Origin of the sequence: Flavobacterium sp. SOK18b (assembly GCF_014156605.1) — a bacterium.
GTDB lineage: Bacteria > Bacteroidota > Bacteroidia > Flavobacteriales > Flavobacteriaceae > Flavobacterium > Flavobacterium tiangeerense.
Genome location: NZ_QKNZ01000096.1, coordinates 1 through 21,446, shown reverse-complemented (window position 1 = coordinate 21,446; position 21,446 = coordinate 1). Strand labels below are relative to the sequence as shown.

Below are 21,446 nucleotides of genomic sequence, written 5' to 3'. Positions count from 1 at the left end.
AAACAATTTAAAATGGCAAGATATACTGGTCCTAGTACAAGAATAGCTCGTAAATTTGGCGAAGCAATTTTCGGTGATGATAAAGCATTCGAAAAAAGAAATTATCCTCCTGGACAACACGGGATGGCTAAAAAAAGAGGAAAAAAGTCTGAGTATGCTGTTCAGTTAATGGAAAAGCAAAAAGCTAAATATTCTTATGGAATTTTAGAAAAACAATTCAGAAACTTATTCGAAAAAGCATCAGCTACTAAAGGAGTTACTGGTGAAGTTTTATTACAATTATGTGAAGCAAGATTAGATAACGTTGTTTTTAGAATGGGTATTGCTCCTTCTAGAAGAGGTGCTCGTCAAATAGTTTCTCACAGACACGTTACCGTTAATGGTGAAGTTGTAAATATTCCTTCTTACCACCTTAAGCCTGGTGATAAAGTTGCTGTTCGTGAAAAATCTAAATCATTAGAGGCTATCGAACGTTCTTTATCTAATTCAAGTCATGTTTATGAATGGATTACATGGAATAGCGATCTTAAAGAAGGTACTTTTGTATCTGTTCCTGCAAGACTTCAAATTCCAGAAAACATTAAAGAACAATTAATCGTAGAGTTGTACAACAAATAATAATTGACTTAGTCGAAATTTATGGCAATATTTAATTTTCAGAAGCCCGATAAAGTTATCATGATCGATTCAACCGATTTTGAAGGTAAATTTGAATTTAGACCTTTAGAACCAGGATACGGATTGACCGTTGGTAATGCACTTAGAAGAGTTTTGCTTTCTGCATTAGAAGGTTATGCAATTACATCTGTTCGCATTGAAGGTGTAGATCATGAGTTTTCTACTATTTCAGGAGTTGTTGAAGACGTTACCGAAATTATACTTAATCTTAAGCAAGTACGTTTCAAACGTCAAATAGAAGATATAGATAATGAATCAGTTACTATTTCTGTTTCAGGTAAAGATCAGTTAACTGCTGGTGATTTTCAAAAATTTATTTCAGGTTTTCAAGTTCTAAATCCAGATCTTGTAATTTGTAATTTAGATAGTAAAATCAAACTTAATTTCGATTTAACTATCGAAAAAGGTAGAGGTTATGTTCCAGCTGAAGAAAACAAGAAGCAGAATGCTGCAATAGGAACTATTTTTACAGACTCTATTTTTACGCCTGTTAAAAATGTAAAGTATGCTATTGAAAACTTCCGTGTAGAGCAAAAAACGGATTACGAAAAATTAGTTTTTGAAATTAAAACTGATGGTTCTATTAATCCTAAAGATGCGCTTACTGAAGCAGCTAAAGTTTTGATTCATCACTTTATGTTGTTTTCTGATGAAAGAATTACACTCGAGGCTGACGAAATTGCACAAACAGAATCTTATGATGAAGAGTCATTACACATGAGACAGTTGCTTAAAACTAAGCTTGTTGATATGGATCTTTCTGTTAGAGCATTAAATTGCTTGAAAGCGGCTGAAGTTGATACACTTGGTGATTTAGTATCTTTCAATAAAAATGATTTAATGAAATTCCGAAATTTTGGTAAAAAATCTTTAACTGAACTTGATGAACTTGTTGCAGTTAAAAATTTGAACTTCGGGATGGATTTAGCAAAATACAAATTAGATAAAGAATAAACCACTTCGTATTTTGCTCTCCAAAGAGGATTGTAGCAAGATGAAGGTTTAAAAAAAACACGTCATGAGACACGGAAAAAAATTCAATCACTTAAGCAGACAGACAGCTCATAGAAAATCTATGTTAGCTAATATGGCTTGTTCTCTTATTGAGCACAAACGTATTAATACTACTGTTGCTAAAGCAAAAGCGCTTAAACAATTTGTTGAGCCATTAATAACAAAATCTAAAGCGGATACGACTCACAATCGTCGTATTGTTTTTGCTTACTTACGTAGTAAATATGCTGTAACTGATTTATTCAGAGATGTAGCTGCTAAGGTAGGAGACCGTCCAGGTGGATACACACGTATCATTAAAGTTGGAAATCGTTTGGGAGATAATGCTGATATGGCAATGATCGAACTTGTTGATTTTAATGAACTTTACAATGGTGGTAAAAAAGAAGTGAAAAAAGCTAAAAGCCGTCGTGGTGGAAAAGCTAAAAAAGCTGATGAGGCTGCTGAAGCTCCTGTTGCTGAAACGGATTCTACTACTGAGACTGCTGAGTAATTATGAAAATAATGATTCAATAAAATCAAGGATAAGCTATTTATAGTTTATCCTTTTTTTTTAGCCTTTTTATAATTTATGATTGATATTTGTTATTATAATTTGGTGAATTGTTGTACTTCTTCATGAAGTATTTATTATCAATACATGCTAACCTTGGTTAGTATATTACACAAACACTATACTAATGAAATACACAACACGACAATCTGCAATCCTTTTACTAAGTGATGGAACTATTTTTCATGGGAAATCAATCGGGATTAGCGGAACTACTTTTGGAGAAGTTTGCTTTAATACAGGCATGACTGGATATCAAGAGATCTTTACGGATCCATCTTATTTTGGACAGTTAATGGTTACCACCAATGCTCACATTGGTAATTATGGGGTTAATGTTAATGAAGTAGAATCAGAATCTATTAAAATATCTGGTTTGATTTGCAAGAATTTCAGTTTCAACTATTCTCGAGCAGATGCTTCAGAAAGTTTGGAAGATTATTTCAAGAAGCAAAACCTGATTTGTATTTCGGATGTGGATACAAGAGCTTTAGTTAACTATATCAGAGATAATGGTGCCATGAATGCTGTCATTTGTACAGATGGAACAGCGGTTGAAGATTTAAAAGTAGCTTTGGCTAATGTTCCTGACATGAAAGGATTAGAATTGGCTTCTAAAGTTTCTACGACTGTTCCTTATTTTTATGGAGAGGAAAATTCAAAATATAAAATAGCTGCTTTAGATTTAGGTATTAAGAAAAATATTCTACGCAATTTTGCTAAAAGAGATTGCTATATCAAAGTCTTTCCATATGATGCCACTTTTGAGGATTTAAAGTCTTTCAATCCTGACGGTTATTTCCTTTCTAATGGACCTGGAGATCCGGAGCCATTAGCAAGTGCTATTAAAGTTGCGAAAGATATTTTGGATGCAAATGCTCCTTTATTCGGGATATGTTTGGGGCACCAAATTATTGGTTTAGCGAATGGGATTTCGACCTATAAAATGTTTAATGGGCATAGAGGGATCAATCATCCGGTTAAAAATTTAGTTACTGGAAAAGGTGAAATTACTTCGCAAAATCATGGTTTTGCAGTTAGTAAAGAAGATCTTGATGCTAACGATGCGCTTGAAATTACACATGTACATCTTAACGACGGAACAGTTGCAGGAATGCGTATGAGAAACAAAAATTGTTTTTCAGTTCAATACCATCCTGAGGCTAGCCCTGGACCACATGATTCTTCTTATTTATTTGATCAATTTATTGATAACTTAAAAGGATAAATTTATTTTTTACTGAGAATTAAGAAACGGGTTTGACATTTAAAAAGTCAAACCCGTTTTCTTGTTTCGTATTTTCAGAAATAGGCTTAAAATACAAGCTATTGACTTGATACGCTCTTCAGATTATTAAATTGGTTCTTTGGAAATTAAATTATAACGTTTTCGTTAATAACATTCATTATTTTCATAAAATCATTCCAAAACTTAGAATATATTTGTAATGTAAAATTTAAAAAATTCAGTTTATGAGTATTATTATAAAAATTCACGCGAGACAAATTTTTGATTCAAGAGGGAACCCTACTATTGAAGTAGATGTAATTACAGATAATGGTGTATTGGGTAGAGCTGCAGTTCCATCAGGAGCTTCAACCGGAGAGCATGAAGCTGTTGAGTTACGAGATGGTGGTAAAGCGTATCTTGGAAAAGGAGTTATGAATGCAGTGAACAATGTAAATACTGTGATTGCTGAAGAATTGGTTGGTGTATCTGTATTTGAGCAAAATCAGATTGATCAAATGATGATAGACTTAGACGGAACTCCTAATAAATCTAGTTTGGGTGCCAATGCTATTCTTGGTGTTTCTTTGGCTGTAGCCAAAGCAGCGGCAAATGAACTTGGATTGCCATTATATCGTTACGTGGGAGGTGTTTCTGCGAATACTTTGCCGGTACCAATGATGAACATTATTAACGGCGGATCGCACTCTGATGCACCTATTGCATTTCAAGAGTTTATGATTTTCCCGGTGAAAGCAACTACTTTTTCACAAGCCATGCAAATGGGAACGGAGATTTTTCATAGTTTGAAAAAGGTTTTACATGATAGAGGTCTTTCAACAGCTGTAGGGGATGAAGGTGGTTTTGCACCAAATCTTGCTGGCGGAACAGAGGATGCTTTGGATACCATTAAAAAAGCAGTTGAAGCTGCAGGTTATTCTTTTGGCGATGAAATTATGATCGCTTTAGATTGTGCTGCTGCAGAATTTTATGTAAACGGAAAATACGATTACTCTAAGTTTGAAGGAGAGACTGGTAAAGTAAGAACATCTGCTGAGCAAGTAGAATATTTAGCCGAATTGGTTGCTAAATATCCAATTATATCTATTGAAGATGGTATGGATGAAAATGACTGGGACGGTTGGAAATTGCTTACCGAAAAAATAGGTGACAAAGTGCAACTGGTAGGGGATGATTTGTTTGTTACCAATGTAGAGCGCTTGTCAACAGGTATTGAAAAAGGTATTGCAAATTCAATATTGATTAAAGTAAACCAAATTGGGACTTTAACAGAAACGATTGCTGCTGTAAATATGGCTAAGAATGCAGGATATACTTCGGTAATGTCACACCGTTCTGGAGAGACAGAGGATAATACTATTGCTGACTTAGCTGTAGCATTAAACTGTGGACAAATTAAAACAGGATCAGCCTCTAGGTCTGATCGTATGGCAAAATACAACCAATTGTTGCGCATTGAAGAAGAATTGGGTACATCTGCCTATTTTCCTGGACAGAATGCTTTTAAAATAAAATAATAGCTTTTTTGCTAAATGATGGAGAGCCATTCACTTTTTGTGAGTGGCTTTTTGTATAATATTTAACAATTTCATTCTGGTATTCTCTTTTTAATTAGTGTTAAATTTCATAGATTTGGGAAATTATTATTTTAAAAGTTTATTTCCAATTATATTATGTCAAAAATAGCCACATTAGAAATTGATGGAAAAAAAATCGAACTTCCTGTTGTAGTTGGAAGTGAGAATGAAGTAGCCATTGATATTAACAAATTACGTGATTTATCTGGTATCATTACTATTGATCCAGGGTACAAAAATTCAGGATCTTGTAAAAGTGAAATTACTTTTTTAGATGGAGAATTAGGAATTCTTCGTTATAGAGGATATGCCATTGAAGATCTTGCAGATAAAGCTGATTTTCTAGAGGTATCTTATCTTTTAATTTTTGGAGAATTACCAAGTAAAGAACAGTTGGCTCAGTTTGAAACGGATATTAGAAAATATACCTTGGTTAACGAAGAGATGAAAAACATCATCGACGGTTTTCCAAAAACGGCTCACCCAATGGGCGTTTTATCTGCTTTAACTAGTGCTTTGACAGCATTTAACCCGAAATCGGTAAATGTTGATAATGAAAAAGAAATGTATGAAGCGGTTTGTAAAACCATGGGTAAATTCCTTGTGATTGCAACTTGGACGTACAGAAAAAGCATGGGCTATCCTTTGAATTATTATGATAATACGAAAGGATATGTTGAAAATTTCATGCGTTTGATGTTTGAATTGCCTACAGAGCCGTTCAAAGCAAATCCAATTGTTATTGATGCGTTAGACAAATTATTTATTCTTCACGGAGATCACGAGCAAAATTGTTCAACTTCTACGGTAAGAATGGTAGGTTCTTCTCATGCAGGATTGTTTGCTTCTATCTCAGCTGGAGTATCAGCATTATGGGGTCCGTTACATGGAGGTGCTAATCAAGCAGTACTTGAAATGCTAGAAGAAATTCATGCAACAGGTGGTGATGCAGATAAGTATATGGCTAAAGCCAAAGACAAAAATGATCCATTCCGTTTGATGGGATTTGGTCACAGAGTATATAAAAACTTTGATCCAAGAGCTAAAATTATCAAAAAAGCAGCCAATGAAGTTTTAGCAACTTTAGGAGTTGAAGATCCAATTCTTGCTATTGCTAAAAAACTAGAAGAGGCAGCGCTAGAAGACGAGTATTTCAAATCTAGAAATTTATACCCTAACGTAGATTTTTATTCTGGAATTATTTACAGAGCTTTAGGTATTCCTACAGATATGTTCACTGTAATGTTTGCCATTGGACGTTTGCCAGGATGGATTGCACAATGGAAAGAAATGCGTGAAAATAAAGAGCCTATTGGTAGACCAAGACAAGTATATACAGGTCATCCATTACGCGATTTTGTTACCGCAGATAAAAGATAAAAACACTTTAAAAGCTTCACTATTTAGTGAAGCTTTTTTTATATTTGCTAAAAAGGGAAAATACACATGTTACCAATTAATGTTAAAAATGAAACAGCAAGACTCCGTGCTGTAGTACTGGGATCAGCACTTCACAATGGACCGACACCTACAGCAGAAGAAGCTTATGATCCAAAATCACTAGAGCATATTCTAGCTGGTACCTATCCAATAGAGCAGGATATGATACAGGAAATGGATGCTTTCAAGCAGGTGTTGGAGAAGTATGACGTGGAGGTGTACCGACCTGAAATGATTGAGAATTACAATCAAATTTTTACTAGAGATATTGGTTTTGTAATTGAAAACACCTTTATCAAATCTAATATTTTACCAGACAGGGAGAGAGAGCTCGATGCAATTCAATATATTATTGATCAAATAAAACCTGAGACCGTAGTACGACCTCCAGAAGAAGTGCATATAGAAGGCGGAGACGTGATGTTATGGGATGACTATATTTTCATTGGGACATACAAGGGTAGTGATTATAAAGATTACATTACGGCGCGTACTAATTTGTTAGGGGTGCAATACATCACAGAGCTATTTCCACATAAAAAAGTGAAAGCTTTTGATTTGGTAAAATCAAAAATTGAAGCTCGAGACAATGCCTTACATTTGGATTGTTGTTTTCAGCCTTTAGGAAATAACAAAGGAATTATCTACAAAAACGGGTTTAGAGAAGAAGCCGATTATATGTTTCTTGTAGATCTTTTTGGTAAAGAAAATCTTTTTCATTTGACTCGAGAAGAAATGTATCACATGAATTCTAATGTTTTTTCAATTGATACTCATGTTGTGGTTTCGGAACGAAATTTTACGAGACTCAACAATTGGCTTCGAGAAAACGGTTTTACAGTAGAAGAGATTTCCTATGCCGAGATTGCAAAACAAGAAGGCTTGTTGCGATGCTCGACCTTACCTTTAATTAGAGAATAAATATTTGTTTAGAAGTTTAAAGTGGAACAGAATTTAATATTCAACTTTAAACAACTCAACTTTAAACTAAAAATATATGAAACAAACTACCAATTCCATCTTGATGATTAGACCCGTAGCTTTTAGAATGAACGAGCAAACGGCTGTGAATAATTACTATCAAAAAGTGCTAGATGGCTTATTGCCTGCAACTGTAAATGCGAAAGCACAGCACGAATTTGATGATTTTGTAGCTAAATTGGTTGCTGCAGGTATAGATGTTACCGTAGTAAATGATACGCTAGATCCAGATACGCCAGATAGTATTTTTCCAAACAACTGGATTTCTTTTCATGAAAATGGAGATGTAGCTTTGTATCCAATGTTTGCTGAGAACAGACGTCAAGAACGCCGTGAGGACCTATTAGATTTGTTAGAAGATAAAGGTTTTGTCATACACAATATAGTAGATTACACATCAGCAGAAGAGGATGGGTTTTTCTTAGAAGGTACTGGTAGTATTCTTTTGGATAGAACCAATTCTAAAGCGTATTGTGCTTTATCACCTCGTGCAGATGAGGAATTGTTTATTGAGTTTTGTGAAGATTTTGATTATGCTCCAGTTCTTTTTGAAGCGTTTCAGACTGTTGATGGCGAACGAAAATTGATTTACCATACCAATGTCATGATGTGTTTGGGCGAAACCTTCGCAGTAATTTGTGCGGATTGTATAGACGACAAAAAAGAGCGCAAAATGGTTCTGGATAATTTAAAAGAAAACAATAAAGAGGTTGTCTTAATAACCGAAGACCAAATGAATAGTTTTGCAGGAAACATGCTTGAAGTGCAAGGAACTGCTGGTAAAAGATTCTTGATTATGAGTGCTGCGGCGCATCAAGCGCTTACAGAGAAGCAAGTGGCGCAACTAGAAAAGCATGCTACAATACTGAGTTCAAGTCTAGATACCATTGAAGCTTGCGGTGGCGGAAGTGCCCGATGCATGATGGCTGAGATTTTCTTACCAAGAAGCTAAAAAAAGTACATTAAAAAAGAAGCGGATCATTCACTGAATGATCCGCTTCCTTTTTTTATGAAAGATTTACTTTGATGATGTTAATGATAGCGCTTACAATGTATTGTATTCCAATGGCGATTACAATAAAGCCTACAATTCTGGAAATAGCAATAATCCCAGAAGCACCTAATATTTTGGCAAGGTAATGAGCGCTGCGTAAGATGATAAAAATAGTTACTGCAATGGCTAAAATAGCTAGCGTAGAAATAATGATTTCTGTGGTGCTGTTGTGTTCTTGATAAAAAGCAATCAGGAGCGATATGGATCCTGGTCCTGCTAGCATAGGTATAGCAAGTGGTGTTAAGGCAATATCATTTCGCTGTTGCGCTTCCGTTTCGGCTTTTTTGTTGATTCCTCTTTTTTTGGTAAACTTACCAGAGAGCAATGAAAATCCAGAACTTACAATGATAAGGCCTCCTGCAATGCGAAGGGCATCAATGCTGATTCCAAAAAAAAGCAAAACATATTGTCCGATAAAAAAAGAAACTATTAAGATGATAAAAACGTTTATGGCTGTCCATAAAGAAATGCGCGAGCGTTCTTTTTTGGGGTCATTTTGAGTCAGACCTACAAATATAGGGACCGTACCTATAGGATTCAATACAGAGAAAAGCGCGACAAAAAGATAAATAAAGAGATCCATAATTGTTGTTTAATACCACAAAAATACTCATTTTTTGTTTGGGACTGTTAGCACAATGTTTTTTTATTGCACCGTAACAATTACCATAATCACTACATAAGGTGAACCTTTTTGCTTACTTTTGTCACTCATAAAAGGATGATAAGGATGAAGAATAAAAAAACATTGGTACTGGGTGCCACGACCAAAACGGATCGTTACGCGTTCAAAGCGGTACAGCAGTTAGTTGAAAAAGGACATTCAGTACTAGCAGTAGGACAAAATGCAGGAGAAGTAGCTGGAATCAAAATCCAAACGAAAGCAATTCCACTTAAAAACATAGACACTGTTACGTTATATCTTAACCCAACACGTCAACGCGATTATTACAATTATATAGTTGAGGCACAACCCAAACGTGTCATTTTTAATCCAGGAACAGAGAATCCCGAGTTTTACCAGTTGTTACAATTGAATAATATTAAGGTAGAAGTGGCTTGTACACTAGTTTTATTGGCTACTAATCAGTATTAATATTCTTAAGTTTTATTGATTTTGATTTTCTTAATTAGTTATTAAACCGCTCTTGATCAAAAAAAATATTATTAATACGCATTTCATAGCTACAAGATTGTCCGCTTCAGGTTTGTCTCTCGATACGAACCGCAATTAAGACGGTTAAAAGAATACTATTTGCGTGAAAAGTATGAAATAACCACTTACTATGTAATTCTTTTTTTTGGCTTTAAGCCAATGAGACAATGTCATTAAACTGTAAATAGTTGGATATTGACAAATGGAGTGTAAAGCAAGCTCTTTTATTTTTTTATTTTTTCGCTGTGTATTGATGCAAAAATAAAACCACGATTATAGCTTGGTCAACGATTAGGAATCGGGAATAATGGCGTGGAACAAATAAACAAATTGCTACATTTGCAGGTATGGAATTTTCATCAAAACTTTTAGAAAAGGCAGTCAACGAAATGTCGCAACTTCCGGGTATCGGGAAGCGAACGGCATTGCGATTGGTCTTGCATTTATTAAAACAGCCTAAGGAGCAAACTGGATTTTTGGCGCAAGCCTTAGTATCCATGAGAGGCGATATCAAATACTGTGTGAGTTGTAATAACATTTCGGATAGTGATCTGTGTGAGATTTGCTCTAATACTAGTAGAAACCACCAGGTGATTTGTGTGGTAGAGGACATTAGAGATGTTATGGCTATTGAAAACACCAATCAGTTTAGAGGTATTTATCATGTTTTGGGTGGGAAAATCTCTCCTATTGACGGTGTTGGTCCCAGCCAGTTGCATATTACAGCATTGGTTGAAAAAGTCAAATCGGGCGCCGTGCAGGAAATTATATTTGCCTTGAGCTCTACTATGGAAGGGGATACAACCAATTTTTATATTTTCAAGCAAATTGCATCGAGCAACATCATAGTTTCTACTATTGCTAGAGGGATAGCTGTGGGTGATGAGTTAGAATATGCTGATGAAGTGACGTTGGGACGCAGTATTTTACATCGAGTACCTTTTGAGAAATCATTAAAAAATAATTAATAAACGCAATCCCATAAGGAGGCTTTTTATATCGTAAATGAAAAGCTATATTTGTGGATAAAAATAGTAATAATGAACAAATTTGTAGGCTGTTTAATATTGTTAGTCAGTGTTTTGATGACGTCATGCATTTCTACGCAGGATTTAATTTATTTGCAAAAAAAAGACGGATCAGTAGAAGTTCCTATTGCTATGGTGGCTTCAAAACCTTACCGTTTGCAAGTAAATGATGTTTTGAGCATTTCTATAAAAACCATTGATCCAAAGCTAGCATCTATTTTTACGATTGCAAATGATGGGGGAAAACCTAGTCAGTCTGATGCAGGCTTGTATTTTGATGGATTTACGGTAGATGACCATGGAAACATTCGCATTCCGGTTTTGGGAGAGCTAAATGTTATTGGGTACACCCTCGATGACATTCGACTTAGAATAGAGAAACAACTGCTATCCGACTATTTTACTAAAGAAGCAAATGTTTTTGTAACCGTAAAATTAGCAGGTTTGCGTTTTACTATGAATGGAGAAATAGGTGCTCCAGGTACCAAAATATTATTTCAAGAGCAAGTAACCATTATGGAAGCCATTGCTAATGCAGGGGATATTACCATAACGGGAGACAGGAAGGCCGTTACTGTAATCCGAAAAACGTCTACCGGTGTACAAATGGCTGATATTGATCTTACTGATATTAATGTCATGCAATCTCCTTATTTTTATTTGCAACCCAATGACTATATTTATGTCAAACCGCTCAAGCAGAAAACGTGGGGTACCGGGAAAACGGGTATAGAATCTTTAGGAACGATTATCACTTTGTTGTCATTAGCAACAACCACTTATTTATTGTTAAGAAATTAATTAGGCACAAGATACATGTTAGACATTAAGGATTTTTCAATTTTCGAAAACCAAGTCAGTTTTGATTTTAAAGGCTTTCTGATAAAAATTGGCAGCTATTGGCGTTGGTTTTTAATCAGTCTAGCCATCGCATTGACTATTGCTTATCAAGTCAACATCCGAAAAGAGAAAATTTATGGCATGGAAACCATGATTGCCATCAAAGAAGAAAGTAATCCTCTGTTTACCTCAAATACGAGTTTGGTCTTCAATTGGGGAGGCACCTCAGATCAAGTACAAACCATTGCCACTACATTACAATCCAGATCTCACAATGAGCTCGTAGTAGATCAATTGCAGTACTACATTAGTTATTTAGTTCAAGGGGAATATAATTTTACAGATGCCTACGGAGCGGTTCCTTTTTTTGTACGTATTGACAAAACTAAAGGACAACTGGCAGGTCAACGAATCAGTATTAAATTTTTGACTGAGAATGAATATGAAATCAAAATTCCTTTTGAAAACACAAGCGTAGGGGTTATTCAATACGATACCCACACGTATGGCAATACTAATGTAGTTGCAGGTGAGTTTGTAAAGCGATATAAAGTAGGACAAAAAGTAGTTTTGCCTTTCCTCAACTGGCAATTGGAACTAAACGAAAATCCAGGAATGTACAAGGGAAACGAATACTTTGTTCAATTCAATGATTTTGACGGAACAGTTTCTGCATACAAAGGAATTAACGTTCAAACCAATGAAAAAGCAGGGTCAATTATTACTTTGAGCATGCAAGGAACTAACAAAGTCCGCTTGGTTGAATATTTGAATGCTACAGTCAAGATGTTAATTAAAAGACAGTTGGACAGTAAAAATAAATTTGCAACAAATACTATTGCTTTTATAGACAGTACCTTGATAGCCATGGAGTCTCAACTTAAAGAAACGGGTAATGAACTAAAGTCGTTTCGAAAAGGAAAAAATATTTACGATGTTGAGGATGGTGGTACTAAATTCTCGGAACAAATCCTGGGATATGATGTTAAGAAAGATGAAATCAATCGTAAGATTGTTTATTACAATTCTCTTAAATCGTATTTAAATAACAGTGTGAATTACGCAAAACTACCAGCACCATCTGTGGCAGGAATTGATGATCCTAACATAGTAGTAAATGTTTCCAAATTAATTGCCTTGTCTACGCAAAGGTCTGAAATGGCCTATGCGGTCAAAAGCGAAAAGATTTTTCAAGAGTTTGATAGCCAAATGGAAGCTGTAAAAAGGGTGTTGCTAGAAAATATTATTACAGCTAAATCTTCCTTACAATATGATTTGGCTTTAGTAAGCAGTAAGATCAATGCTACAGAAGGTACTATTAAAAAACTACCCGATGACCAACAAGAGCTTATAAAAATAAAAAGAAAGTATGACTTGAGTGACAACATATACAATACTTTTTTACAAAAACGCTCGGAGGCTGATATTGTAAAAGCAGCCAATTTATCAGACATTCATTTTATAGATCCTGCTAAAGATGTAGGTGGCGGATTAGTGGGGCCTAAAACATCTGTAAATTATATTTTGGCGCTTTTCCTTGGAATCTTGATTCCGTTAATAGCCGTTTTTTTTATTTTCTTTATTAATGACGCTATTCAAAATAGCGATGATGTTAATAAGATGACCAAGATTCCATTGATAGGAGTCGTTGGGGTCAATAAAGAGAAATCTAACTTGGCAGTTTTTGACAAACCAAAATCAGCATTGTCAGAATCCTTTAGAGCTATTCGATCTTCCTTGCAGTTTTTGTACAAACAACAAAATGTCGATGGTGCTAAAACGTTGATGATTACCTCTTCAATAAGTGGTGAAGGAAAAACGTTTTGTTCTATAAACATCGCCACGGTTTTTGCCTTGAGCGAAAAAAAGACGGTTATAATTGGGTTAGATTTGCGTAAACCTAGACTCGCAGTAGAGTTTAATTTGTCAAATGAAGTAGGGGTAGTGAATTATATTATCAAGCAAAAATCAATTCAAGAGATTGTCAATAAAACGCACATACCTTATTTAGATGTAATATTATCTGGACCAATACCGCCTAACCCTTCAGAAATGATCATAAGTCAGGGAATGGAGGACTTGATTAACGCCTTGAAGCTAGAATACGATTATATAATATTGGATACGCCACCAGTAGGATTAGTTTCTGATGCGCTTGAATTAGCACAATATTGTGATGTTACTTTATATATTGTTCGTCAAAATTACACTAAAAAAGACATGATTGCTTTATTGAATAATCGCATTAAGCGCGGGGAATTAAACAATACAAGTATCATCTTAAACGGTCAAGAAAACAAAGCTAAATACGGAACAGGCTATGGCTACGGTTATGGCACTTATGATAGATCTTATTACGAAGAGGAAAAGCCAAAAAGTTGGTTCCAAAAAATAAAAGGCATTACCAAAAAGAGAAACACTTAACCGAGTTAAATAAAGTATAGCATGGAAAACGAAGTGCAAAAAAAGATATTGGTTACCGGTGGTGCGGGTTTTATTGGATCTAACTTATGCGAGTATTTTTTAGATAAAAAGTACCAAGTAGTATGTTTGGACAATTTTGCCACGGGACACCTGCATAATTTAAAAAACTGTTTGAATCATCCTAATTTTCAATTGATAGAAGGTGATATTCGTAACGCAACCACTTGTATGGAAGCCGTAAACGGAGTGGATTATGTGTTGCACCAAGCTGCTTTAGGCTCGGTACCAAGATCATTAAACGATCCTGTTACTAGTAATGAAGTGAATGTTTCGGGTTTTTTGAATATGTTAGTCGCTGCGCGAGATAATAAAGTAAAACGTTTTGTGTATGCAGCCAGTTCGTCTACCTACGGAGACTCAGAAGGCCTCCCAAAAGTAGAGGAAACGATCGGTAAACCCCTTTCGCCTTATGCCATTACTAAATATGTGAACGAATTGTATGCCGAAATATTTAGCAAATCATACGGTTTAGAAACGATAGGATTGCGTTATTTCAATGTTTTTGGGAGGAAACAAGATCCTAATGGCGCTTATGCTGCTGTGATTCCTAAGTTTGTCATGCAGTTAATGCAACACGAAAGCCCTAAAATAAATGGGGATGGCAACTATTCTAGAGATTTCACTTATATTGATAATGTGATACAAATGAATGAATTGGCCATGCTCACGCAAAACCCGGAAGCCGTAAATACGGTGTACAATACCGCATTTGGGGATAGGAATACGTTGAATAATTTGGTCACTTATTTAAAACAGTATTTATCGGTATATGATCCTGAAATCGAGAATGTAGCTGTTGAATATGGTCCTAACCGCGCAGGAGACATTCCGCATTCTTTGGCCAGCATTGAAAAAGCGCAACGATTATTGCACTACAATCCGCAATTTTCATTGCAAAAAGGCTTGCAAGAGGCTGTGGGCTGGTATTGGGAGCATCTAAAATAAGAAGGAGTAGAGAGAATAGAATCTTCTTAAACTTCAAGATAAAATGAAAAAGAAAATTAAATAAAAGCTTAATATATAAAGAATGGAAATTACAAAAATTTGTTGCATTGGAGCAGGGTATGTAGGTGGTCCTACCATGGCTGTGATTGCACAAAAATGTCCCCATATACAAGTAACCGTTGTGGATTTGAATGAAGAGCGAATTGCCGCTTGGAACGATCCCAATACGGATAATATACCTATTTACGAACCTGGTTTGAGCGAAATAGTAGCTACTGCTCGAGGTAGAAATCTATTTTTTTCTACAGCAGTGGATCAAGCTATTGATGAAGCACAAATTATTTTCATCTCTGTAAACACGCCTACCAAAACCTATGGGAAAGGGAAGGGGATGGCTGCTGATTTGAAATACATTGAATTGTGTGCACGCCAAATTGCACGTGTAGCCAAAGACAATAAGATTGTAGTCGAAAAATCAACACTTCCGGTTCGAACGGCAGAGGCTATCAAAAGTATTTTAGATCATACCGGAAACGGAGTTCAATTTCAAATTCTATCGAATCCTGAGTTTTTAGCGGAAGGTACGGCCGTGACAGATTTATTGCAGCCAGACCGCATACTGATTGGGGGCGACACTACTCCCGAAGGGAAAAAGGCAATGGAGGCACTGGTTCAAGTTTACTCTAATTGGGTGCCAACAGATAAAATATTAACGACAAATGTTTGGTCTTCTGAGCTGTCTAAGCTTACTGCCAATGCATTTTTGGCACAGCGAATCTCATCTGTAAATGCCATGTCTGAACTCTGTGAGAAAACAGGCGCTGATATTAATGAAGTGGCTAAAGCAATAGGAATGGACAGTAGGATCGGACCTAAATTCTTAAAAGCTTCCGTTGGTTTTGGCGGTTCTTGCTTTCAAAAGGACATTTTGAATTTAGTATACATTGCTAAATCATACGGATTACATGAAGTAGCCGATTATTGGGAACAAGTAATCATCATGAACGATCATCAAAAAAGACGTTTTTCTAATGGTATTGTACAAACACTGTACAATACGGTTTCGGATAAAAAAATTACTTTTTTAGGTTGGGCTTTCAAGAAAGATACCAATGATACTAGAGAATCGGCAGCAATATTTGTGGCCGATGATTTGATCAATGAGCATGCAAAAATAGCAGTATACGATCCAAAAGTGTCCTCTAAAAAAATACTAGAGGATCTTAATTATCTAGCAACACGCAGTCCGGAACACAACCAGGATAGTGTGACTTCTTATAGGGATCCCTATGAGGCTTGCCAAGATGCGCACGCTATTGCTATATTAACCGAGTGGGATGAGTTTATCCACTACGACTGGCAAAAAATATTTGATGCCATGCAAAAACCCGCCTTTATTTTTGATGGACGCAATGTGCTGGATGCAGCACAACTACGTGCCATTGGATTTGTGTACCAAGGAATCGGTTCGTAAACAAGGGTTGGAGATGGGAATTGCGCTTAGATCCGCCTTCTACTGCGTCAGACGAAGTAGAGAATCAAGAGCAATTTTAGCTATCTTTGTGCTGCATAGGGATCTAATGATTAGTAGTTCTCTATAGTTAATTTATTTAGCACACCAAACGTATCTGGTTGCGAAAAAAAACTTTCACTTAAATGGAATAGGAGCTTTTTTCGCGAACATCAATGAAGGTGTGTAAAAAAACATTTCATAAAAAATAAATCAGTTTCAAATGACAACGCTCAAAAGCGTAATTTCAAATCATTAATAGTAAAAAATAAGTTGAGTGTACCTATAAAAATAGCAGTAGTTGGGCTGGGATACGTTGGTCTTCCTTTAGCACGATTATTTGCTACCCAGTATCCTGTTGTAGGATTTGATATCAATCAGGCTCGAATAGCAGGTCTTGCCTCAGGAATCGATGCGACTCTTGAAGTAGATAATGCTACTTTACAGCAGGTGTTGCTAACAGCGCCTAGTGATAAAAACGGACTCTATTGCACAGCCAATTTGGCTGAAATAGCCGATTGTAATTATTTTATTATCACTGTACCAACCCCCGTTGATAAAAATAACCGACCTGATTTAACGCCCTTGTTTAAGTCCAGCGAAAGCGTCGGGTCAGTACTGAAAAAAGGAGATATTGTCATTTATGAATCTACTGTATATCCGGGAGTGACCGAGGAAGAGTGTGTTCCTGTTCTAGAAAAGCAGTCGGGTTTGAAATTCAATGTGGACTTTTTTGCTGGGTACTCTCCAGAACGAATTAATCCAGGCGACAAAGAGCATACGGTTGAAAAAATACTAAAAGTGACATCAGGCTCTACTCCTGAAATTGGTCAAAAAGTGAATGAATTGTATCAATCGGTGATTACTGCTGGCACACATTTAGCCCCATCAATAAAAGTGGCTGAGGCGGCAAAAGTAATCGAGAATTCCCAGCGGGATATCAACATTGCATTTGTAAATGAATTAGCCAAAATTTTCAACTTGATGCAAATAGATACCCAAGCGGTACTAGACGCGGCGGGAACCAAATGGAATTTCTTACCCTTCAAACCTGGATTGGTAGGCGGACATTGCATTGGTGTTGATCCGTATTATTTGGCACAACGAGCACAAGAGTTTGGTTACCATCCCGAAATCATTTTGGCTGGACGCCGTTTGAATGACAGTATGGGAGACTATGTGGCCTCACAAGTGGTGAAGTTAATGATTAAAAAAGGAGTTATTGTCAATGGTGCTCGATTGTTAATGTTAGGCATCACTTTCAAAGAGAATTGTCCAGATGTGCGCAATACCAAGATTGTAGATGTTATAAAGGCTTTAGCCGATTATGGCATTCAAATCACGATTTATGATCCTTGGGCAAATCCAGTTGAGGTAGCAAGAGAATACAATTTAACCACTATAACAGAACTACCAGTAGAACGTTTTGACGCAGTGGTTTTGGGTGTAGCACATACTGTTTTTGTAGATTTGGATTTTTCTTCCTTGCAAAGTCAAAAAAGTTTGCTCTACGATGTGAAAGGCATTTTAGGAGATCGAGCCGACGGTCGTTTATAACAGTAGATACGGTTTAAAAATCTATTGTAGTGTTGTGAGAAAGAATATGAAGTCCTTTGTGCTATTCAAAATAAATCAAGGATTCCAATAAAATATAGCGTATTATGAAAAAAGTAAGTTCTATTACACACGTAATTCTTACAGGAGGAGTGGGAAGCAGGCTATGGCCTTTATCGCGTAAAAGCCAACCCAAACAATATTTGGATTTGTTTGATGGCAAGTCTTTATTTGAAATGACCGTTGATCGCAATCGATCCTTGGCAGACACGGTAATGGTTGTTGGAAATACAGACAATTGTCATTTAAGTAAAAAAGTGTTAGAAAAATCGGGTACTGCTTATGTAGATATTATTGAAACAACTCCAAGAAATACTTCTGCCGCAATTGCTTTTGCAGCCTTTGCTTCAGATCCAGATACGATTTTAATCGTTACACCCTCTGATCATATTATTGATGGTACTGCCGCTTATGAAAAATCTATTAGTGAAGCAGTAGAAAAAGCATCACAGGGATATATTGTTACTTTTGGAATTGTTCCTACTAAACCCGAAACCGGTTATGGTTACATAGAACGCTCTGCTGACGATGTAATTTCGTTTAGAGAAAAACCCAATAAAGTATCGGCTAAAGATTTTATCAAGAATGGGAATTTTTTGTGGAACAGCGGTATGTTTTGTTTTAAAGCTGCGGTGTTTTTAGAAGAATTAAAATTGTATAATGTAGAAGTATACGAAAAATCCAAGCAGGTTTGGGAAGCCAACAAAGCAGGGCAATTGGATTTAGAATTGTCAATGGCTATTCCGTCTATTAGTGTGGATTATGCGGTGATGGAACGCAGTAAAAAAATTAAAGTGGTTTCGTCTGAGTTCAAATGGTCTGATTTAGGGTCTTTTGAATCCGTTTATGATTATTTGGTTTCAAAAGGGCATGTTACCGATGCTAATGGCAATATGGTAATCGGGACGGATGTGTATACTGCTTTTGTGGGGTTGAAGAATGCTATTTTTGTGCATACAGAGAATGCCAATTTGATTTTGCAAAAAGAGAGTTCACAAGAAGTGAAAAATATTTATACGGAATTAGAGAAGAGTAATTCTGATTTATTAGAGTAGTGGTTTTTTTATCAAAATGTGCCGAAAAGACTTTTTTATAGAAGTTGTTTTGGCACATTTTTTTTTTTTTGATGTATTTTACGGAATAATCAAGCGATTAAATTTTTCGTTTTGATTGTCGGGTTGTTTAGTTATGGAGAGCTTTTGTCATGCAGAGGAACGATCCGTCTCCACATATTCTTCATTTTAGCAGACAATTTCATTTTTGTGTTTATTCTTTTCTTTTGTCTTGATACAAAAGAAACAAAAGATCAAGCCTGAAAATCAAAAGCGTAAAAACTACCTCAAAGCGCCGCTCCACAGCTCGAGCCGTTCGGACTACGTCCTCAACTTGCGGACTGCTGCCGCTTTGCTTTTTCGTTGTTTTTTATGCTTTTTATTTAAGGGCGCTTTTTTCGAATTCGTATACGTAGCAGTTCTATTTATAAATTGTGAACTGTGAACTGTGAACTGTGAATTGTGAATTGTGAATTGTGAACTGAAACCTGAAACTTTAAATTTTAAACTGAAAATTCTTTAATAAGGACAAATACTGAATACTGAGCACTGAATACGGAACACTTTCCTCCACTCAACTCGCGGACTGCTGGCACTTTGCTTTATCGTTTTTTTTATGCTTTTTATTTAAGGGCGCTTTTTACGAATTCGTATACGTAGCAGTTCTATTTATATATTGTGAACTGTGAACTGAAACTCTAAACTTTAAACTTTAAACTGAAAATTCTTTAATAAGGACAAATGCTGAATACAGAGCACTGAATACGGAACACTTTCCTCCCCTCAACTCGCGGACTGCTGCCACTTTGCTTTATCGTTTTTTTTTTATGCTTTTTATTTAACGGCGCTTTTTCCGAATTCGTATACGTGGCAGTTCTATTTATAAATTGTGAACTGAAACCTTAAACTTTAAACTGAAAATTCTTAAATAAGGACTAATACTGAATACTGAGCACTGAATACGGAACACTTTTCTCCCCTCAACTCGTGGACTGCAGCAACTGCGTTTTTTTCGTTGTTTTTTTTACGTTTTTAATTAAGGGCGGTTTTTGCGAATTCGTTTATGTAGCAGTTCTATTTATAAGTTTTAAACTGTGAACTTAAACTTTAAATCTGAGACTGAACACTCTTTACTTAGGACTAATTACTTAAAACTGAAAACTTAAAACTGAAAACTTTTTACTTAAACCCCAGATGTATTAAGAGGTGTTCATAATCCCAGTATTTTCATCTTAAAAAATAACTACAACTGCTGTATTATCGCAATTGGAGTATTATATTTGTCCATTCTTGAATTGAACAATGAAAATGAACACAATGATGAATTGGTATGTACTGTATACCAAACCAAAATCGGAAAAAAAAGTAGCGGAACGTTTGACGGAAATGGGAGTTAATGCCTATTGTCCAATAATTACTAAAATCACGCAATGGTCTGATCGAAAAAAAAAGGTACAGCTACCTTTGTTTAATTCCTATATTTTTGTGCAACTAGCGGACAAAGACCGAAATAGTGTTTTTGATGTTCCAGGTGTAGTGCGCTACTTGTTTTGGTTAGGGAAACCTGCAATTGTTAAAGACAAAGAGATTGAAACGATTCAGAAGTGGCTTTCAGCCCCAGATACATTTGATGTTGTTATTGAGACATGGAAAAAAGGGGATAAAATTATTTTAGAATCTGGTCCATTTATAGATCAAGAGGCTACTGTTCAAGAAGTCAAACAAAACCATTATTTGCTGGTGTTGGAATCTTTGGGTTGTGTGCTTAAAGTAGAGAAGAAATAAGGTTTTTTTCAAGTGTCTTGATTTAATTAGGAAATTTATATTTTCAAGTTTATTCTTTTCTTTTGTCTTGGTACAAAAGAAACAAAAGATCAAGCCTGAAAATTCAAAACTTAAAAAATACCTCTAAAGCTCCGTTTCGCAGCCCGAGCCGTTCGGCTTTCAGCCTCAACTTGCGGACTGCTTCCACTTTGCTTTTCGTTGTTTTTTATGCTTTTTATTTAAGGGCGGTTTTACGAATTGTTAATCACAGGAGGTTAGTTTTTACTAAACGCAATGTGCTATTCATTCTTTACGATTCGTCCCCAATTTTGTCATTCTGACGAAGGAAGAATCCCATCAACACGCTTTCATTGTAGCAGACGGCCTTTTTGTTCATGCCTTTTCTTTTCTTTTGCCTTGATTACTCACGAGTTATTAATTTTTGGGTGGTCGTGAATTGACATTTCAAAAGAAACAAAAGATCAAGCCTGAAAATCAAAAGCGCAA

18 protein-coding genes are annotated in these 21,446 nt (G+C 35.8%); 17 read left to right on the top strand and 1 reads right to left on the bottom strand.

Annotation, left to right across the window (positions count from 1 at the left end):
- Positions 1 to 12 precede the first annotated feature (12 nt).
- The 8 genes from rpsD (at position 13) to ctlX (ending at position 8,444) form a co-directional block, all read left to right on the top strand.
- Positions 13 to 618 (top strand): 30S ribosomal protein S4, encoded by a 606-nt coding sequence (gene rpsD / locus DNC80_RS13115; RefSeq protein ID WP_086452749.1) that lies wholly within the window; start codon positions 13 to 15, stop codon positions 616 to 618.
- Between the two features lie 21 nt (positions 619 to 639).
- Positions 640 to 1,632 carry a DNA-directed RNA polymerase subunit alpha gene (locus DNC80_RS13110; RefSeq protein WP_086452748.1) on the top strand — a complete coding sequence of 331 codons (993 nt, stop codon included), beginning with the start codon at positions 640 to 642 and terminating at the stop codon, positions 1,630 to 1,632.
- 64 nt (positions 1,633 to 1,696) lie between these two features.
- A complete protein-coding gene (gene rplQ / locus DNC80_RS13105) occupies positions 1,697 to 2,185 on the top strand; it encodes a 50S ribosomal protein L17 (RefSeq protein WP_182651616.1) in 489 nt (162 codons plus the stop codon).
- A 187-nt stretch (positions 2,186 to 2,372) separates the two neighbouring features.
- A complete protein-coding gene (gene carA, locus DNC80_RS13100; protein ID WP_182651615.1) occupies positions 2,373 to 3,473 on the top strand; it encodes a glutamine-hydrolyzing carbamoyl-phosphate synthase small subunit in 1,101 nt (366 codons plus the stop codon).
- Positions 3,474 to 3,718: 245 nt separating this feature from the next.
- On the top strand, positions 3,719 to 5,011 hold the full coding sequence (eno, locus tag DNC80_RS13095) for a phosphopyruvate hydratase (protein ID WP_182651614.1): 1,293 nt from the start codon (positions 3,719 to 3,721) through the stop codon (positions 5,009 to 5,011).
- A 156-nt stretch (positions 5,012 to 5,167) separates the two neighbouring features.
- Positions 5,168 to 6,451, top strand: a complete 1,284-nt coding sequence (locus tag DNC80_RS13090) for a citrate synthase (RefSeq protein ID WP_182651613.1) — start codon at positions 5,168 to 5,170, stop codon at positions 6,449 to 6,451.
- Between the two features lie 66 nt (positions 6,452 to 6,517).
- On the top strand, positions 6,518 to 7,432 hold the full coding sequence (locus tag DNC80_RS13085; RefSeq protein ID WP_182651612.1) for a dimethylarginine dimethylaminohydrolase family protein: 915 nt from the start codon (positions 6,518 to 6,520) through the stop codon (positions 7,430 to 7,432).
- Between the two features lie 76 nt (positions 7,433 to 7,508).
- Positions 7,509 to 8,444, top strand: coding sequence for a citrulline utilization hydrolase CtlX (gene ctlX, locus DNC80_RS13080; protein ID WP_182651611.1), 936 nt, complete (start codon positions 7,509 to 7,511; stop codon positions 8,442 to 8,444).
- A gap of 55 nt (positions 8,445 to 8,499) precedes the next feature.
- Here the strand turns inward: ctlX and DNC80_RS13075 are convergent, their stop codons facing one another.
- Positions 8,500 to 9,129, bottom strand: a complete 630-nt coding sequence (locus tag DNC80_RS13075; protein WP_086452741.1) for a MarC family NAAT transporter — start codon at positions 9,127 to 9,129, stop codon at positions 8,500 to 8,502.
- Positions 9,130 to 9,276: 147 nt separating this feature from the next.
- On the opposite strand from DNC80_RS13075, the gene DNC80_RS13070 reads away from it, so the two are divergent.
- The 9 genes from DNC80_RS13070 (at position 9,277) to DNC80_RS13030 (ending at position 20,960) form a co-directional block, all read left to right on the top strand.
- On the top strand, positions 9,277 to 9,642 hold the full coding sequence (locus DNC80_RS13070; protein WP_086452740.1) for a CoA-binding protein: 366 nt from the start codon (positions 9,277 to 9,279) through the stop codon (positions 9,640 to 9,642).
- Between the two features lie 407 nt (positions 9,643 to 10,049).
- Positions 10,050 to 10,670, top strand: coding sequence for a recombination mediator RecR (gene recR / locus DNC80_RS13065; protein WP_182651610.1), 621 nt, complete (start codon positions 10,050 to 10,052; stop codon positions 10,668 to 10,670).
- Positions 10,671 to 10,742: 72 nt separating this feature from the next.
- Positions 10,743 to 11,531 (top strand): polysaccharide biosynthesis/export family protein, encoded by a 789-nt coding sequence (locus tag DNC80_RS13060; RefSeq protein WP_182651609.1) that lies wholly within the window; start codon positions 10,743 to 10,745, stop codon positions 11,529 to 11,531.
- 15 nt (positions 11,532 to 11,546) lie between these two features.
- Positions 11,547 to 13,994 (top strand): polysaccharide biosynthesis tyrosine autokinase, encoded by a 2,448-nt coding sequence (locus tag DNC80_RS13055; RefSeq protein ID WP_182651608.1) that lies wholly within the window; start codon positions 11,547 to 11,549, stop codon positions 13,992 to 13,994.
- A 21-nt stretch (positions 13,995 to 14,015) separates the two neighbouring features.
- A complete protein-coding gene (locus DNC80_RS13050; RefSeq protein WP_182651607.1) occupies positions 14,016 to 14,999 on the top strand; it encodes an SDR family oxidoreductase in 984 nt (327 codons plus the stop codon).
- 82 nt (positions 15,000 to 15,081) lie between these two features.
- Positions 15,082 to 16,473: a UDP-glucose 6-dehydrogenase gene (locus DNC80_RS13045; protein WP_182651606.1), complete on the top strand. Its 1,392-nt coding sequence runs from the start codon at positions 15,082 to 15,084 to the stop codon at positions 16,471 to 16,473.
- 309 nt (positions 16,474 to 16,782) lie between these two features.
- The gene (locus DNC80_RS13040) at positions 16,783 to 18,066 is read left to right on the top strand and encodes a nucleotide sugar dehydrogenase (protein ID WP_182651605.1); all 1,284 of its coding nucleotides are present in this window, start codon (positions 16,783 to 16,785) and stop codon (positions 18,064 to 18,066) included.
- Positions 18,067 to 18,170: 104 nt separating this feature from the next.
- Positions 18,171 to 19,178, top strand: a complete 1,008-nt coding sequence (locus tag DNC80_RS13035) for a mannose-1-phosphate guanylyltransferase (protein ID WP_182651604.1) — start codon at positions 18,171 to 18,173, stop codon at positions 19,176 to 19,178.
- A 1,314-nt stretch (positions 19,179 to 20,492) separates the two neighbouring features.
- Positions 20,493 to 20,960, top strand: a complete 468-nt coding sequence (locus tag DNC80_RS13030; RefSeq protein WP_370628759.1) for a UpxY family transcription antiterminator — start codon at positions 20,493 to 20,495, stop codon at positions 20,958 to 20,960.
- The last annotated feature ends 486 nt before the right edge of the window (positions 20,961 to 21,446 follow it).